This is a genomic window from Okeania sp. SIO2F4 (assembly GCF_010672385.1).
Lineage (GTDB): Bacteria > Cyanobacteriota > Cyanobacteriia > Cyanobacteriales > Microcoleaceae > Trichodesmium.
Genome location: NZ_JAAHGT010000092.1, coordinates 1 through 17,059 on the forward strand (window position 1 = coordinate 1; position 17,059 = coordinate 17,059).

Annotated in this window: 12 protein-coding genes and 1 pseudogene; 5 read left to right on the forward strand and 8 right to left on the reverse strand. The window is 36.4% G+C overall.

The features are described 5' to 3' along the window. The first annotated feature begins 211 nt into the window (after nucleotides 1-211). Complete coding sequence (locus F6K22_RS08640) at nucleotides 212-934, forward strand: pyruvate kinase (RefSeq protein ID WP_293095883.1); 723 nt, start codon at nucleotides 212-214, stop codon at nucleotides 932-934. Nucleotides 935-1,035: 101 nt separating this feature from the next. Here the strand turns inward: F6K22_RS08640 and F6K22_RS08645 are convergent, their stop codons facing one another. The 5 genes from F6K22_RS08645 to F6K22_RS08665 all read right to left on the reverse strand — a co-directional run bounded on the left by F6K22_RS08645 (nucleotide 1,036) and on the right by F6K22_RS08665 (nucleotide 8,088). Next, nucleotides 1,036-1,929, reverse strand: coding sequence for a TauD/TfdA family dioxygenase (locus tag F6K22_RS08645; RefSeq protein WP_293095885.1), 894 nt, complete (start codon nucleotides 1,927-1,929; stop codon nucleotides 1,036-1,038). A 77-nt stretch (nucleotides 1,930-2,006) separates the two neighbouring features. Then, entirely contained in the window at nucleotides 2,007-2,813 is an 807-nt protein-coding gene (locus tag F6K22_RS08650) for a class II aldolase/adducin family protein (RefSeq protein ID WP_293095887.1), read from the reverse strand. A gap of 443 nt (nucleotides 2,814-3,256) precedes the next feature. Next, a complete protein-coding gene (locus tag F6K22_RS08655; RefSeq protein ID WP_293095890.1) occupies nucleotides 3,257-4,594 on the reverse strand; it encodes an MFS transporter in 1,338 nt (445 codons plus the stop codon). Nucleotides 4,595-5,908: 1,314 nt separating this feature from the next. Then, nucleotides 5,909-7,132 (reverse strand): glycosyltransferase, encoded by a 1,224-nt coding sequence (locus F6K22_RS08660; protein ID WP_293095892.1) that lies wholly within the window; start codon nucleotides 7,130-7,132, stop codon nucleotides 5,909-5,911. A gap of 809 nt (nucleotides 7,133-7,941) precedes the next feature. Continuing rightward, nucleotides 7,942-8,088: a hypothetical protein gene (locus F6K22_RS08665; protein ID WP_293095894.1), complete on the reverse strand. Its 147-nt coding sequence runs from the start codon at nucleotides 8,086-8,088 to the stop codon at nucleotides 7,942-7,944. Between the two features lie 497 nt (nucleotides 8,089-8,585). Here F6K22_RS08665 and F6K22_RS08670 point away from each other — a divergent pair, with 497 nt between their 5' ends. The 3 genes from F6K22_RS08670 (at nucleotide 8,586) to F6K22_RS08680 (ending at nucleotide 12,069) form a co-directional block, all read left to right on the forward strand. Continuing rightward, nucleotides 8,586-8,726 (forward strand): hypothetical protein, encoded by a 141-nt coding sequence (locus tag F6K22_RS08670; RefSeq protein WP_293095897.1) that lies wholly within the window; start codon nucleotides 8,586-8,588, stop codon nucleotides 8,724-8,726. 218 nt (nucleotides 8,727-8,944) lie between these two features. Next, complete coding sequence (locus tag F6K22_RS08675; RefSeq protein WP_483244120.1) at nucleotides 8,945-9,289, forward strand: IS200/IS605 family accessory protein TnpB-related protein; 345 nt, start codon at nucleotides 8,945-8,947, stop codon at nucleotides 9,287-9,289. A gap of 980 nt (nucleotides 9,290-10,269) precedes the next feature. Beyond that, entirely contained in the window at nucleotides 10,270-12,069 is a 1,800-nt protein-coding gene (locus F6K22_RS08680) for a fatty acyl-AMP ligase (protein WP_293095899.1), read from the forward strand. Nucleotides 12,070-13,059: 990 nt separating this feature from the next. Here the strand turns inward: F6K22_RS08680 and F6K22_RS08685 are convergent. Continuing rightward, nucleotides 13,060-13,224 (reverse strand): hypothetical protein, encoded by a 165-nt coding sequence (locus F6K22_RS08685; protein WP_293095901.1) that lies wholly within the window; start codon nucleotides 13,222-13,224, stop codon nucleotides 13,060-13,062. A gap of 766 nt (nucleotides 13,225-13,990) precedes the next feature. Then, complete coding sequence (locus F6K22_RS08690) at nucleotides 13,991-14,749, reverse strand: response regulator transcription factor (protein WP_293095903.1); 759 nt, start codon at nucleotides 14,747-14,749, stop codon at nucleotides 13,991-13,993. A 784-nt stretch (nucleotides 14,750-15,533) separates the two neighbouring features. Between F6K22_RS08690 and F6K22_RS08695 the strand changes: the two genes are divergently transcribed. Beyond that, nucleotides 15,534-15,785: a DUF6761 family protein gene (locus tag F6K22_RS08695; RefSeq protein WP_094674801.1), complete on the forward strand. Its 252-nt coding sequence runs from the start codon at nucleotides 15,534-15,536 to the stop codon at nucleotides 15,783-15,785. A 311-nt stretch (nucleotides 15,786-16,096) separates the two neighbouring features. Here the strand turns inward: F6K22_RS08695 and F6K22_RS08700 are convergent. Then, a pseudogene (locus tag F6K22_RS08700) lies at nucleotides 16,097-17,059 on the reverse strand (RNA-guided endonuclease InsQ/TnpB family protein); the annotation flags it as partial.

Below are 17,059 nucleotides of genomic sequence, written 5' to 3' on the forward strand. Positions count from 1 at the left end.
TTCTAACTTTTTTAGCCCAAGCTATCTCTCGCTTATTATTATGGAGTTTTTCTGCTTGTTTTAAGAATTTTTCGAGTTGTTCATACTTGATGCCTAATAAACGTTCTGATTCTTGTGAATGATGGTGAATGTACTCAAGCATACTGGTCATAATTAGCCACTAAAAATTAGATTTTTTATTACTCTATCACAATTTATTTGTTTTCCGGAGATGTCTATTGTTGAAGAATGCGATGGTATTATGGTGGCAAGGGGAGACCTGGGGGTAGAAATGAGTCCGGAGAAAGCCCCGATGTTGCAAAAACAGATTATTCGGATGTGCAATAAAAAAGGTATTCCGGTAATTACAGCTACCCAGATGTTGGAAAGTATGATTAATGAACCCCGACCTACTCGTGCTGAAGCAAGTGATGTGGCAAATGCTATTGTTGATGGTACTGATGCGGTAATGCTGTCTGGAGAGTCAGCGGTTGGTAAGTATCCGGTTAAGGCTGTAGAAATGATGGCGCGTATCGCTGCTGATGTGGAGAAGGATACAGAGTTTGTTAATTATCCACCAGCAGAAACGGATGAAACTCACGCTCTGAGTGAAGCACTTAATACTATTGATAAGATTCTACCTTTACGTTGTATTGCTGCTTTTACCAGTTCTGGTTATACTGCACGTTTAGCTGCTAGCGAACGTCCGAAAGCTTTTGCAATTGCTTTTACTTCTAATGAAAAAGTTGATCGCCGTTTGAATTTGGTTTGGGGAGTCAAACCAATACTACTTAGTGAAGAAGTTGAGTCTTTTGAAGATTTAACAGCACAAGCTCAAAATTATTTATTGAAACTTGGTTTAGCTGCACCAGGAGAGAAAATTTTGATTGTGGGTGGTATTCCTACTAAGCATACACAAGGTACTAATTTCTTAAAGATTCATACTATTAGTTAATAGTTCATAAGTACCTGGTTATAAATAAAGTTAATTTTGAAGATAACGAGTTTGTAGCGGTTTGGTAATCTCAATCCCTAAATAATTCAGCTTCTGAGATTTTAAAATGGAAATGCTGGAAAACACAACCGAATATAAATATCTCGTCGATCATCAGAAAAAGCTCTTCTACCATGCATAATTCTTGTATTATCAATCATCAGAATATCTCCCTTTTGCCAGTTTATTTCTATGGTTATTTTTTCAGCAATTTCATTTAGTTCTGACATTATCTCATCAGTTATTTCTGAATCATCATCAAAACATACGCTTTTGGGATTTACCTTTTTTAAGCGTAATAAACTATTAATAAAAACATCATCTTGTTCAGTTCTACTGTTATGTATTGCTGAACAAATGAATTTAAAATAAATTGATTCATCTTCGTTAACTTGAACTTCTTTGCCTTGACTATTACATATCTCTTTAACCACATTCACATCATTAGTTTTGTATTTTTTCTGCCAATATTCTTTTTTGAAATTACCTGATATTTTTAATTTCTTCCTGCTCAATAAATCTTTCGTTGAACTACTAAGTTCATGGAAGAATTGCTGACCATCACATACTGTCGTTTCTCCATCTTTTAAAGGTGGATTAGCACAAAAAAACCAAACTATCTGGGGAGGTTTGTTTATATAGTACATTTCTCCATGTAGTTCCATTTCATCCTTAAAGTCATTAACAGTTAATATAGTTCCATCCTCATTAATTATTCTCCGATTTATAACACCTCCAGTGTAATCCATAAAATCCTTACTCAGTGAGTTACTAAATTCTGCAAAAGTATTAACATTAGTTTCAAAACCTCTAAAGAGTAAGAAACCATAAGATTTAAACAGATTAATAATTTCTTCTTTGTCGATTTCTAAAAGACTTGTATTCTCTGTCTTAATAATTTTCCTGCCTACATTTTCCGAGAATGGTTGTATCTCTATCTTTGTATTTTTCAACATATTTATCTCCTCATTATTTATGATACTTTCGGAATTTTAAATTAGCATGATCGGCATTTATTTAAGACGAAATAATCTTAGTCAAGTAAGTCTGGTTGCTGACGCACAATCATTTCATAGAGAGACTGGAAACTAAACCAACCGAATTGATGGAAACCAACCTGACTATAGGTTAAACGAGCTGTATCATGGTCAATTAGCACTGGTTTTCCTGCCGCTTCAGCCATAAGTTGAGCCTGACAGGAACGATCCATCGTAATAAACCACCAAGTTACCTCATCTACTGAATGACCAACCGTAAGTAAACCATGATTTCTCAGAATTAATGCCTTTTTGTCTCCAAGGGTAGCAGCAATTCGTTTACCCTCATCTAGATTCAGTACAACTCCTGTATAATCATCAAACAAGGCATGGTCTTCATAGAAAGCACAAGCATCCTGAGTCAAGGGGTCAAGAATGCGTCCCAGAGTTGACCAAGCTTTGCCATAGAGTGAATGAGCGTGAGCTGCAGCATCCACATCAGGTCGTGCAGAATGAATTTGGGAATGAATAGCAAAAGCTGCTTGGTTGATAGGTCTATTACCTTTGACTACTTCACCCTGGTAGTTGACCAGCAACAAATCTGAAACTCGAATGTGACCAAAGTACATTCCCAAAGGATTAACCCAAAAGTGGTCTGGAAATTCAGGGTCACGCACTGTGATATGTCCTGCCACTCCTTCGTCAAACCCATAACGAGCAAATAGACGAAATGCTGCTGCTAGTCGTTCTTGACGGTGGCGACGTTCATCTTCTACACCCTCAAATTTCAATTCTTGAAAAAAGTTTTTCTCCTGTATTTCTCTGAGATTTTTCTTAGATGTTTGATTTTGGCTTTGAGTCATTTTTTTCTCCTGGTTAGTTTAAGAGAACAGGGAACAGGGAACATATTTTCACGCAAAGGTACAAAAAATGATTTTGTCAGTTAGTTTTACTTCTCTTACTTACTTATAACAATCCTAAATTGGTCGTGACAGTTTTATAGGGGTTTTCATTAATATAGAGTACAGAGATTTGGGTTTAAAGGAAGAAGGAAGAAGTTTTGTAGTCTACCTTTGTGAAAACCACTATAATAATAGTTAATTTGAGCTGAAAACCTTGACAATTATGACTGTTTTAGGGGCGATTTCCTACCGAATGCTGCTAATTACGCGAATCGCCCCTACCACCAAAATATTACCGAATAATTAATAATTATTGATTAAATAATTCAGCTTTATTAGCCTCTCCTAATAATTGATAATTGATAATTATAGAGAGTTTTCATTATCCATTATCCATTAATGAACTACATCAATACAGTTTGTTCAGTATTATCAGTCTCAGTTTTATTTACTTGAAACCTCTCAGCATCATTTAATTCTCTCTCTACCCGTCGCAACTCTGGAGTACGGTAAGCAACTAATACTGCTCCCATATTCAATAAACCCATCAATACAAATAACAAAGCTATTCCTCTCCCATCTCCTACTCCTATTATTCTGCCCACACTAGTTGCCAACATTCCATTTTCACTCATCAAAGGTTTAAACATAAACTCTACTAAAGGCGCTGCACTTAGATGGGTAGTTACTAACAAAAACTTTTCCATCATATTCTGCAAAGCAAAAACTCGCCCTTGTAAATCTTGAGGTACTTTCTTTTGCCAAATAGTATGATTCAAGCTAACAACAATTGCCCGGGAAAATAAATAGCCAAATCCTCCAATTGCAGCCAAAATTACAGCAGGTTTTAATCCTCCCAGACATAAACATAATCCCTGGATAAATACAAAGACTAAAATTGCCTCTATTCTTCGTTTAGAACATCCCCAGACACTTACTATCACACTACCTAATAACATTCCAATGCCACTAAAAGACATGACTATTCCTAATTCTTTTTCCGAGGCAAAACTTAAAATCATTGGCAAGAATAAAACTTGCAATACCCCTGCACTTAAATAGATAACTCCAAAGAATATTGTCAACTTGCGCAAACCAGAACGGACTACTACATAATTCCACCCTGAAACAACTTCCTGCCATAACTCTTCAACACTTACTCTCCGTCTAATATTTGTCTGCTGCCTTCTTGGGAATTTGACAATTAACAGAGTGAAAAATGCTAGTAGATAGGTACTAAAATCTATTAATAATATTCCGTGAAGGTGAATTTTAATTATTAATAATCCAGCAATACTTGGGCCAAGAATTCTTGCTGTTGCTATTGCTCCTTGTACCATGCCATTCGCCCGACTCAAGTGTTGCGGAGGTACAAGTTGAGAGATTGCAGATATATAAGCTGGCCATTGAAAAGCGTTACAGACCGAACTAATACCCACTGCTACATAGATATGCCAAACTTGCAGTTGCCCAGAGAAGACTAGGAACATTATTCCTAATGCTGTTACCCCAGTAATTGAGTCACTGACAATCATTACCCGACGACGACTCCAGCGATCTACCATTGCACCAGCAAATGGTGAAATAAAGATACTAGGTAGATGAATGAATAAAGACAATAAAGCATAATGGGTAATTGAACCTGTTGTTTGATATACCCATACTGCTAGAGCAAATTCACTCAGACTAGAACCTAATAGGGAAAAAACTTGACCCAACCATATAAATACGAATGTTTGCATAACTTTGAGTTGCTAGATGAATGAAAATAGAGTCAAATGGCATTTATTGAGTTTGCTTAATAATACTTATTATATTATAACTTGAGTATGATGATTTTAAAATACTCAGTATGTATTAATTCAGGTATATATTAAGCTCTAATTGTTTTGTTTTGTCTCTTGAACTTATTGAGAAATGCTATGGCTATTAAACAATTTCATTTTTCCCAAATCGAATTAATTTTCTAGTAGTTCTTCAGTAAATTTACCCTGTTAAATTAGTCACTATAAAATTGTAAAAATTTAGCTATCAGCTATAAGTTATTAACTCATTATCACAGGAAGGATAAATTAGTCTCCAACGAGAATTAAAACTTATGTTTGTGCAGCATTCCCCAGAAAAGAAAAAGGTCATCACCTAACCTTGGTTATTTCTTGATTCTTTCAAAAGCTGTTTGCATAGCATTCCCCAGGAAATGCCAACTAGCTGAATGCTTACATAAAATTAATAACCGAAAATCCTCGGTTGGTTTTGGTTATTTACCTAAAAGTATCTCTATTTACTGTAACTGTATCTTCTGGGAATGACTGAAAGATTAGATTGTCTTAATATTTTTATAATTTATTTTTATCAAAGATTTTCTCCTATGCTATTCCTGAAAAGAACCTAAGAAATATTGTTGCAAATGACACAAAAAAATTAGATAAAATTGATAAATATTTACTACAAATAGCTAGGAGACTTTTTAGGAGTCAGGAGTAGTAGGGGCGATTTCCTACCGAATGCTGCTAATTACGCGAATCGTCCGTACAGGAGTCAGAATGAATAGCTTCTATACTATTTCTCAATCCATAACTTATCTTATTAGTCAAAGGAACATCTCCTTTTATTAATGGATAATTACCTCTAGTTAAAACCTTAACGGAATTGAATATAAGGAAATTCAAGAGCACTTTTCTCGCATTGGTGATTGGATATGGCTAGGTTTCCTCAGCATCCCATCCTACGTAATACTCCGCTTTCCGACCGATCTCTTGGTCAATTGGATATGGCGCACTTCGGAGCGGCTCTGCATTCTTCGGGAGACCTCGCCATCCCATCCTACGGAATGCTCCGCTTTCCGACCGCTTTTTCCCCTTTCAAGGGGAGGCAGAGTAAGCTGAATTATTTAATAATTAATTATTAATTATTCAGTAAAGTATACATGAGCGCCATTATTATTCGTAACATTCTTTTTTCATGCATGGTATTAGATAAAATCAAAGAAAGCAGGGAATAGGGAATAGGGGAAGACACAATTATTTGTCATTTATTTTTTTTAAGGGAATAAGGAATTAAGATTTAAGCATAATTTGTTCTTGCCAAATTTTAACTAAGTTAGCTACTGCATTATTCCAACTATATTTAGCAATAACTTCTTTGGCTTTAATACCCATTTCTCTCCGTAAATTATTATCTTCAATTAATAGCTTCAATTTCTTACAAAAACTTTCCTGATTTCCTGGAGTAAATAATAAACCATTCCAACCATCTTGAATATTTTCTGTGACTCCTCCAGCTTGAGGGGCAACTACTGGAATACCTGCGGCAAAGGCTTCTAATACAGTTAAACCTCTAGTTTCTTTTTCTGAAGCTGTGACATGAAAATCGCTATTTTTCAAAATATTAGGTACATTCTCAGGAGGTATTCTACCTAATAAATAAACATGATTTGTCACTTGAGATAATCTGTTTGATATTTCCTCACGCATCGGACCGTCTCCAACAATTATTATGGCAACATTTTCTATATCTATTAATTGCTGAAGTCTGACAAAAGCATCTAAGGTAAATTTCCAACCCTTATCTTCCGTTAGTCTACCTAAAAATACTATTTTGACTTTGTTGTTTAAATTAGAGATTTGATAATTTGATTCCCAAAAATTAGCTTTTATTGCAGTTGACTGAAATTTTTCCACGTCAAAACCATGAAAATTGGTATACTTAACATTCTTGATACCCATATTCACAATTTTTTGATAGGTAACACTGCTAGAAACTAGGGTTAAATCATATTGATTGTAAATAGAGACAAAACTTTTTTCAAAGATTAATTTCAACATCAAGTTAATCCCTTTTGGCAAAGGTAAAAAATCTTCAAAATATTCTAAAAAGTTAGTTCGGAAGGTACAAACGCAGGGAATTTTATTTCGTTGAGCAAATTTTATGCCAGCCAAACGAAAAAAAGCAAAAAATAATCTTTCTGGTTCGTCTACATGAATAATTTCTGGCTGAAATTTTTCTAATTCTTGGCGGACTATTTGGTAAGTGTTAAATCCTACGTTTCTTTCAAAATCTAGAAATGGTGTACTAGGTAAGTTAATGATTTCTACTCCAGGGAAAATATTACCTGTATAATCTTTCCAATTTGGATATAAATTAGCTAGCGGACTATAGTCAGGACAAAATAATAACACTTGATGTCTGAGTTGACTTAGTTTTTGAACTCGGTAATAACCACTGACGGTTACTCCATCTAATACGGGTAAAAATCCAGAGGCAATAATGGCAATTTTCATAAATTAAGCAAGAAGGCAAGAAAGCTGAATCTGAAGCTTAGGAATTATACCGTTTCACGATTGATTTTCTTTTCTACAATATTTGCGTTCGCGTTTCATGTGCGTAGGAAAGCGGAACGGAGTTCTATTGCTGAAAAACTTTTTTAGTTGAATAAAAAATCATGTATATGGGCGAACAACTCCTTACACTTTTTATGATATCAGAATTTTTGTGATGATGCAACCGAAAATCCTTTGATTTTTTTTGGGAGCTTCACAGAATGAAAATGTTTGTGGTTTTCCACTAAGGAGCAATGGATGGAAAGATTTGATGATGGGAAAAACAAGCATATATATTTTTTTTGGAGCTTAAGAGAATGCAAAATTTCTTACTAGCCTAACATAGCAATCTAACAAATAGACCTCTCCGGAAAAGAGGGAACAGGGAACACTTAACTGGGAAAACTTAACTGGGAACAGGGAGAAAGAATTGATAATTTTTGCGCATGGGATTGATTTTATTTTTGATTATCACGCCTATGTCTAATGAATCAGAAGATTCTAAAAAGTAGGGGAGTATTTTTCAATCTTTTTCCTGTATTGCCTAATTTCCATTCCCGACTCCTAACTCAAAAATTTTTACGCGGGCGAATATTCGAAATGGATTCTATATAAGTCTCAGAAAATATTCCTAGTAGACCGACACAGCTAAAACTTTTGGACTTTGGACAAAGAGAAAAAAGTTAGCGTAATTGTTACGCTAACTAAATCGGACAATGTTCCTCTGTCTCCAGTGAATTTAATCACTGAAAAATAGAAATAATTGAGAGCTATCGCCGACAGGGATGCCAACTTTTAGTTATTTTCGAGAATTTTTGTTCCCTTCCCTTGATAACTTGATGACGAGTTCTTGGTGTTGTTTTATATCCTTTAATACGTCCGGTAGAATAACCTCGACGTTTGGGAGATCGAGCCATTGTACCCAAAGTCGAAATTATTCGATCTTATACCTCTTTGAACTAAACTGGGAGTAATTTTTACTGATTTATCAGTCTTTAAATACTGCTCCCAAGCGTGAGGTAAAAAAACACGATTATTTCTGGCTGCCCATAAATTAACATAAGCAATTAATGTTAACTTGAACCAATTTTCTTCATGTTCGACATCCGGAGTTGAATAAGCTGTCATTAACAATTTTTGTTTCCCCACGACGAGGATCAAGTTGTTCCATGTCATAACGCTGTGGATAAGACTCATAGCAATCAATCAGACTTAACTCAACTGGCGCGAGAACCAATAACGATTAACCACATCGGCTTCCAAATCCTATTACCGACTTTATCAGTAATAGTAATTCGTATGTATTGTAAAAGGATGACGATTCATTTTTTTGAGATGCAGCCTCTAATAAGTAATTAACTTGTTGTGAGTAATTATCATCATACTGATAGTCAGAAAAAAACTAAATATAAATATGAACGGAAAAACCGGAAGTGAAGCTCATATTGATGCAGTTGAAAAAATGACTCGAAGGAATCTTATTGATGAGTTGGAGAGAGTTTTTCATTCCCTTCAAGAAAGTCCCGTTAGATATCTGTTTCGGTGGAGAAATTGAACCAGACCTATCCTATGATTTTCAAATGGGATAAATAATGTCAAAAACGAAGATAATTCCAGTATGAATTCGGTCTTTAAACCTTAATTTTTGTAGTTAGTGTAAATATTACGCTAACTATTTTTTTGTCCAAAGTCCAAAAAACTTTGGAGAGCGCTTTTTTCGTATAATTCTTGTTATGGCAAGGTTTGACCATTTTTTCTAATGGAACATTTAAGGTGTGTCAGTCTACTAGATTACCCCCAGCTCTCTTGGCTCGCATCACTGAAAAGCGTAATCGTCAAATGCGAGATGCCGTGAATAAAGCTGCACGATTAATCATCAATCATTGCCTTAAATATGGAATTGGTACGGTAGCTTTTGGTTGGAATAAAGGTCAAAAACAATCAATTGATTTAGGCTTTAAAACTAACCAAAAGTTTGTACAAATTCCAACTGCAAGATTCAAGGAGCGAATCGAACAACTTTGTAATTTATATGGGCTTCAGTTTGTAGAAACTGAGGAATCCTATACCTCAAAGGCGTCGTTTTTAGACAATGATTTTCTCCCAATCAGGGCGTGAAAAATCCGACAACTGGGAGCCATCAGGAAGAGGCATTCAACGAGGTTTGTATTGTTCGGCTGCGGGGTATTTAATTAATATAGATAGTGAATTAAATTGGCGACTTCCTACTCTACTAGACTCCCCAATAAAAAAAATTTCACGAAATAATTTCCTTCATCAGTTGTTCTGGAGTAACGGGTTGACATTTCCCTTCTACAAACTCTTTTTGTGCTTCTTGAACATCTCGAATTTTGTAAGGATTTAGCAGTTAGCTATCAGCTTCCGAGATACATCTACATTTCCCACCACACAATTTTATGAGTTGACAACTTAAACTTGTGTTTTTTGTACTTCAATTCTCTGGTTGAAAATTCCCTATAAGTTAAAGGAATAATTACTTGATTGATTAAGGAGCTGAGAACTAATTGCTAATAGCTGAATGCTTACCTAATTTTCTCTGCTCTGCGTCGCTCTCGAAGACGATTTTTTTTATATATCAATTAGGTTTTCTCGATCTTTTGGAGACAGTTTATCTACAGCTTCTAAGATTTTTGCAAAGTTTGTTATTGTCGTTATCTTTTTTCCCTTTTTTCCCTTTTCTATCATTTCATTCTGTTTCTGGTGAGAACTTAACACTTATGAAAAGTTTTAATTATAAATCTGAGCTTCTTTGATAGAACATTTTAAAGATTGTCATTAACTTCTGACAAAAAGTCGCCAAAAATCCCTAAACTCGTCAACATAGTTTCAATGGTTTGAGCTTTGTTGCCGAATTGTGTGATAGGATTTTTAGTCGAATAATCCAAAGGAGTGTTATTGCTTAATCAAATTTTTCAGCCTGAAATACCTATAATTCCGTTGTTTAAACGAGCGACCGCCTCATTTTCATTTGGGGATGACGATCTAATTTTTCTAACTTCCTCTAACAGTGATTTGACCTAACTACAACTATGTGATAAGCATTAAAAACTTACCAACACAATTGAAAAAATCCTCAAATGGCTAAATACTCAACCATACTAGACATCCTCAACCATCGCTCCCAAAATCTACCTAATCAAATTGCTTATACATTTTTGCCAGATGGAGAAACCGAGTCTGGTAGCTTAACCTATCAACAACTAAATACCCAAGTTCGAGCGATCGCCTCCCACCTCCAATCATTCATCACTCCAGAAGACCGAATATTAGTGGTTTATCCCTACACCGCCGGACTAGAATTTATCGCCAGTTTCTTTGGTTGTATCTGTGCCGGAGCGATCGCCGTAACTAGCAACCCTCCCCTCAACACCGACGCTATAGCCAAACTCCAAGAAAGAGTCGAATCCTGCGAACCAAAAGCTATCCTCACCACAGAATCTTTTTTACAGCAAATTCAAGCAAAATTAGCCAAAAATCCAGACTTAGCTCCAAAACTCAACCAGTATCCATGGATAGCCACGGATAAAATTTCATTCTCTGAAGCACTCGAATGGAAAGAACCAAAAATAGATCCAGACACCCTTGCCTTTTTCCAATACACCTCCGGTTCCACAGGCAAACCAAAAGGAGTAATGGTAACTCACGGCAACGTTCTACATAATTCAGAAATTATTTATCAATCTTTTGAACATTCCCCAGAAAGTCAGGGCGTAATTTGGCTACCCATGTTCCACGACATGGGATTAATAGGTGGAGTAATACAACCTCTCTATGGAGGTTTTCCAGTTACCCTCATGTCACCGGTAGCTTTAATTCAAAAACCCATACGTTGGTTAGAAGCTATTTCCAAATACAAAGCAACAACCAGTGGCGGACCCAACTTTGCTTATGACTTAGTTTCCCGTCAAATAACCCCACAACAACTAAAAAAATTAGACTTGAGTAGTTGGAGTGTCGCATTTTCTGGAGCTGAACCTGTAAGAGCAGCAACTTTAGAAAGATTTGCCGAGACTTTTGCGACTTGTGGATTTCAGAAGGAAGCTTTTTATCCTTGTTATGGAATGGCAGAAACTACTCTATTTATTAGTGGCGGAACAAAAACAAAAGCTCCAACTATTAAATATGTAGATGCTGAAGCTTTAGCAGAAAACCGAGTAGTAGTTGGTGGAGAGAAAAATAGGGCAGTAGTTAGTTGTGGTTGGGGTTGGTTGGGTGACGAAATTGTAATAGTAGATCCAGAATCTTTAACTAGACGTTCAGAAGGGGAAGTAGGAGAAATTTGGGTATCCGGTGCTGGCGTGGGTAAGGGTTATTGGCATCAACCAGAGGAAACCGAACAAACTTTTAATGCTTTTTTAGCAGATAAGGGACCTTTTTTACGGACGGGAGATTTAGGATTTTTACAGGATGGGGAATTATTTATTACTGGTCGAATTAAAGATGTAATGATTTTGTGGGGTAGGTATCGTTATCCTCAAGATATTGAGTTGACCGTGGAAAAATGTCATCCAGCTTTGAGATCTGGTTGTGGAGCAGCTTTTTCTGTAGAAGCAGAAGATGATGAACGTTTAATAATTGTTCAGGAGGTAGAGCGTAGTTATTTACGAAATTTGAATATTGAGGAAGTAGTGGGAGCTATTCGTCAGGCAGTTGCTGAGGAACATACGGTGGAAGTTTATGCTATTAATTTGTTGAAGACTGGTAGTATTCCGAAAACTACCAGTGGTAAGATTCAGCGTCGGTTATGTCGCCGTCAATTTTTGGAGGGTACTCTGAATTTAGTAGGTCAATGGCAGTTTCAAACTGAAAAGGGTCGTGTATCTGAGTTTGCAGGTACAGTGTTAAGCGCAAGTCAGAATCCAAAAAGCAAAAGTTAAAATCAGAAGGAACAAGGAATAAGGAAGAAGGCAGAAAGGAAAAAGGCAGAAAGCAGAAGGGAAGTAGAGCACTCCAATAGCTCAATACAATTCAATTAAGGTTTTTTTGCAGTTGTGTAATCTTAATAGCTAGGGTTTGCTGATTAAATCTGAAACTATTGATAGATAAAAGCTATAGCAATCCTATTTTATTTGTGTAGAAAAATCTTACCGCTTTTAGGGAACACTTAACACTTAACTGGTGAGAGTTTCGTTTTTTTTATCTACTTTTTGATTACCCGCAACCTATGCGCGGATTGCTATAAATCCTTTTTGAGCCTGAAAAAAGTGCCTGGTGCGTGAGTATAAGAATCTGAAAAAGTTAGTATAAAAGGCAAAATAATTGCATAAAAATAAAGGCGCAATTCTTCCTAGCAACTCCTCTATAATTCTCCCTTTTTCCTAACTACTCTCTATTTCCCTGCTCCCCCACTTCCCTGCTACCCTACTCCCCTACTCCTTAAAAATACTTTTTCAGCAAACCCTAGCTACTTTAATAATTTCATACCTTATGATACCAAGCGTGATAAATGTTTGCTACAAATAGTTAGGGTATTTATTGGAATTCAGAATTCTGAATTCAGGAGTCAGAATGAATATATTTAATACCATTTTTTATGTTTTAAATCATTTTTTTCGTCAAATATACTTTCATATAAAGTTTTTTTATGGTGCTTATTATTCGTAACATTCTTTTTTCATGCATGGTATGAGTTTTGGTTTGATCTAAACTGTATTGGTTTCTAACTGAGTTTTTGCTACAGAACGGACTTTCCTCCCACAACTCTCTTTTATGAACTATTTGGAAAAGGTGAAAAAATTCGCTACTTTTGCCAAGATGAAAACCGCGCGCGGATTAAAAACAATTCCTAGTAAAAGGATAACTGTAAAGGGAGTTTCGACTTAGTTAACAATTTACGCAATGATCGCGATATAATACGGTAGTTATGTTCACGCATTAGTAACGAGGGTGAAATTTGTATCTTCTGCACTAATCGCTGCTTCAACATTTCTGGGGTGTCTATCTATTTGACCTCTGGCAAAATCCCCCTCGTTACCCTCACTCAGAGGAGTCAGAGGCAAGAGAACCAAATGAATAATAATGTCTATTGACAAAGACTGAAATTTAGGTATAGACTTGATATATGCGGCCATTGCAAAACCCGTCAATGCCTGTGGATTAGTAACCTCTGACGGCCTCACAAGAAGCAGGTAGGGACGTTTCGCTGCGCGACATGAAACGCATTTTTGCCTGTGCAACGTCCGTACACATCAATTTGTCACGCTACATGACGCTTTGTCTCAGTTTTATGAAGCAGTAAAGCCATTAGGATGTACCCAGTGGCAACGAAAAAATTTTGGTAGTGCTAAAAAGGAAAGGAGAGAGGAAAATATAGGGTAACAGTAGTAGAGAGGTGTATTTTAATGTCAGACCCCAAGTAACCCTCTCCATGCTGGTCTCCAATCTCCCCTTGAGAAGAAAAAATTTTCACGCTCCGCGTCAATCAAATCCGTTTTAGAGAGAGATAATTATCCATTATCCATTAATGAATGACATCTGTCTGCAACAAACCCGGTTTCTTATAACAAACTCCTTAGATTTCATAGCTAGATTTACGAACGCCTTTTTTTTATAGCTAAGAAAAAATTGGTGAGGACAATTACTGATGATAAATCTTAGACTAGAAAATGTTTTTCCAACTTTTCCCTGTTCCCTGCTATACATGAACTAAGGATATTTCAACCCCTCCTAAACCATCCCTTGCAACTGTTGCCTAGTATCTTAACCAGAGCTACAAAAAGCTGTTAAAGAAGTTCCTCCACAGGAGACTATCTGTTTGCAAAGCATTCCAGTCTGGAAATACTAAAAGCTGATAGCTAGTTAAGCTGGTGCAACTTCTTGAGGTTGTTTGTAACTTTTTTGATAATTATTATTCCATTGACCCATAGTTAAGATTTCTCGATTAAATCTATAACCGACATTTCTAACTGTCTGAATTAGACTGGGTTGGCGGGGGTCAATTTCAATTTTTTTCCGCAGGGATAGTACATGAGTATCTATAGTACGAGGATTATCTATAGAATCTGGCCATCCTCTGTGTAGTAATTCTGAACGAGTAAGGGGCATTCCTTGTGCTTGAGCCAGGACATAAAGAAGATTAAATTCTTGTGGAGTTAGATCGATCAGATTACCGTTTAAGATAACTCTACGGTGTACCAAATCAATAATCAAATCACCATAATCTAAACTAATGGGTGGGGTACAACTAATAGTTCTGCGACGACGTAGTAGTGCTTCTACCCTTGCCATAAACTCTTGCATACCAAAAGGCTTTGTGAGATAGTCATCTGCTCCTGACTTTAATCCTGCTACAATATCCGCTTCAGTTGTGCGTGAGGATAGGATTAAAATTAAGCACTGTTGCTGTTGCTGAAGCCACTGGCAAAATTCTAGACCATTTCCATCTGGTAGATCGGTTTCGAGAATCACGAGACTTGGGCAATGAGTGTATATTAATTTTTTTGCATGCTCGACATTTGCTGACTGATATACTAAATGCTTTGATTGCTGCAAATGCCAACCAATTAGGGAACGCAGATGAGGATTCCCTTCTATAATTAAAATACAAGCATCTCCCACTTAAATAACTTCCTATATACCTTCCTTTATAATTAGTTAATACTAACCTAACATAAATTATTGTTGTATTTTTGTAACATCTGTTACTCTGACCTAAAAATTCTGTGTAGCAAAGACTTCTTTAGAAAACTGACCATGCTTCTTGCTAAATTTTATTTCAATTTGATCGAATAATGTTACTCATAAGCTTGAGTGATTTAAAGATTTTACGCATCATCTCTCTTTAGAGAGAAAATTAACTCTCAAGTTGGTCACTAAGAAACTAAAATAGCTTCGGTAAGAACAAAAAACAAATAGTCAACGTCTATAAAATTTATAACTAAATATTGAGAATTATTACCTTCTGAATTATGACTCCTCACTGTTTAGTACGATCAATTTGTAGCAATGTTTGTGCCAATTATTATTTCACATAGAATTATTGTTATATCACATATTTTATATTTTTTCCAAATCGAGATTTTGAGATTTTTGGCTAAGATTAACGGAAAATATAAGAAATATATTGTAGAGAGAAGACATACTGTGAATAAATCTATTTATAACTCTACTATAGATTTGAAAAGTTTCCGGAAATTGTTTTAAAATAGAAGTAGTTAAACATCAGTAGTATAAAAAATGCCCATGTATAAGTGTTTTTGTAATTTGTAATACCAACTTAATACTTGGTTCAGACTAATCTCAAAAACAAATACTACAAGTTGCATTAAAAAGAAAATAACATTAACCTAAAAGTAGGTTCTAATAAAAAAATATAACCATTAATCCAGAGAAGACAAAGGCAATGTTAACTGACGCTCTAACAATCCGCCACTATCAAAAACTAACCGACGCCCTCGTCGAAATGTGGAATCGTGGTTATCGCTATGAGGAGATGCGTATCTATTTAGATGGTTACCTAGCATCCTTGAGAATCTCCAAGGCGATCGAACCATTTTTAATTAATAGACTGGAGGAAGAAACAACTCGCTACATATATGACCCTTCAAATTTTGAAATGCCATTACAAACTCAACCCGAAGTAGATTACTATTAAATTATCGAAAAATTGGGTCTAAAGCCTCGCCCTTGTAGGGCGACTTTTTGATTTTTTTTAAACCCCGCTCTTAAGGGCGGGGTCTTAAGTAGGAAACATAAGCTATAGTATAATATTGTTGTCGCGGGCAGTCCGAGACAAAAAACTGACGTGGAGGCAAGCCTTAGAATGACGTCGAGTTTTGCTGCGCGACATGAAAATCAGCAGCAATTGACATCCTCCCGACGCTGCTATACGCGAGACAGCGCGGGATTCCCTAGCATTGCTGTTAGGGGCTTTCTGCTGCCTCTTGCCTCCTTTCCTTCGGAATGCTACGCAAACGGAGGAGCTGGGCTAACAGAGGAGCTGCGCTTTTCATGTCGCGAAGCGAAACGTAGCACCAGCCCTCCGGGATTTGCTCCCTTCAGGTCTAAAAGCGCGCTCCTAAAGACTTGCCAGCGCCGCCAAAGGGGGTCTCCCCCATGAGCGACTGGCGCTGATACTGCTAGTCCAGCAGCAAAAATATTGACACTTGCGTTGATATCCCGATCATGGTGACTACCACATTCAGGGCAATCCCATTCTCTAATATTGAGAGGTAATTTTTCTACTACATGACCACAATTAGAGCAACGCGCGCGAACTAGGAAAATATCGGTCAACTTTTATCAATTCCCTTCCATACCATTCTGCTTTGTAATCCAATTGCCGGACTAATTCTCCCCAGTTGGCATCACTTATCGCTCTAGCTAACTTGTGGTTCTTGACCATGTTTTTTACTGCCAAGTCCTCAACTACAATAGTTTGATTTTCTCTAATTAGTTTAGTTGTCAGCTTGTGAGTATAATCAAGTCTTGAATCTTTAATTTTTGCGTGTATTTTAGCTACTTTGAGCCTGGCTTTTTGATAATTATTAGACTTTTTGTCAGGTTTTCTATTTAGGGATTTCTGGGCTAACCTCAGTTTTTTGTGTAACTTCTTTATATTCTTTGGGTTGACAACTTTTTCTCCATCGCTGGTAGTTAAAAGACTGGTTATTCCTAAGTCAATGCCTATTTGTTTGGTAATAGGTTTGAGTTTTAAATCTCTGGTGTCATTCACTCTCAGAGATACAGACCATCTACCACTAGGCTCAAGTTTGACAGTAATTGTGCTAGGTACACAACCTTCTGGTAGTTGCCTACTCCATCGGATAAGTAATGGCTCAGAACATTTAGCGATCTGAGACTTGACCATCTTTCCACTTAAATCCAGATTTCGTAAACTCGGCATTGCCACCGTTGCGCTTTTTCTTG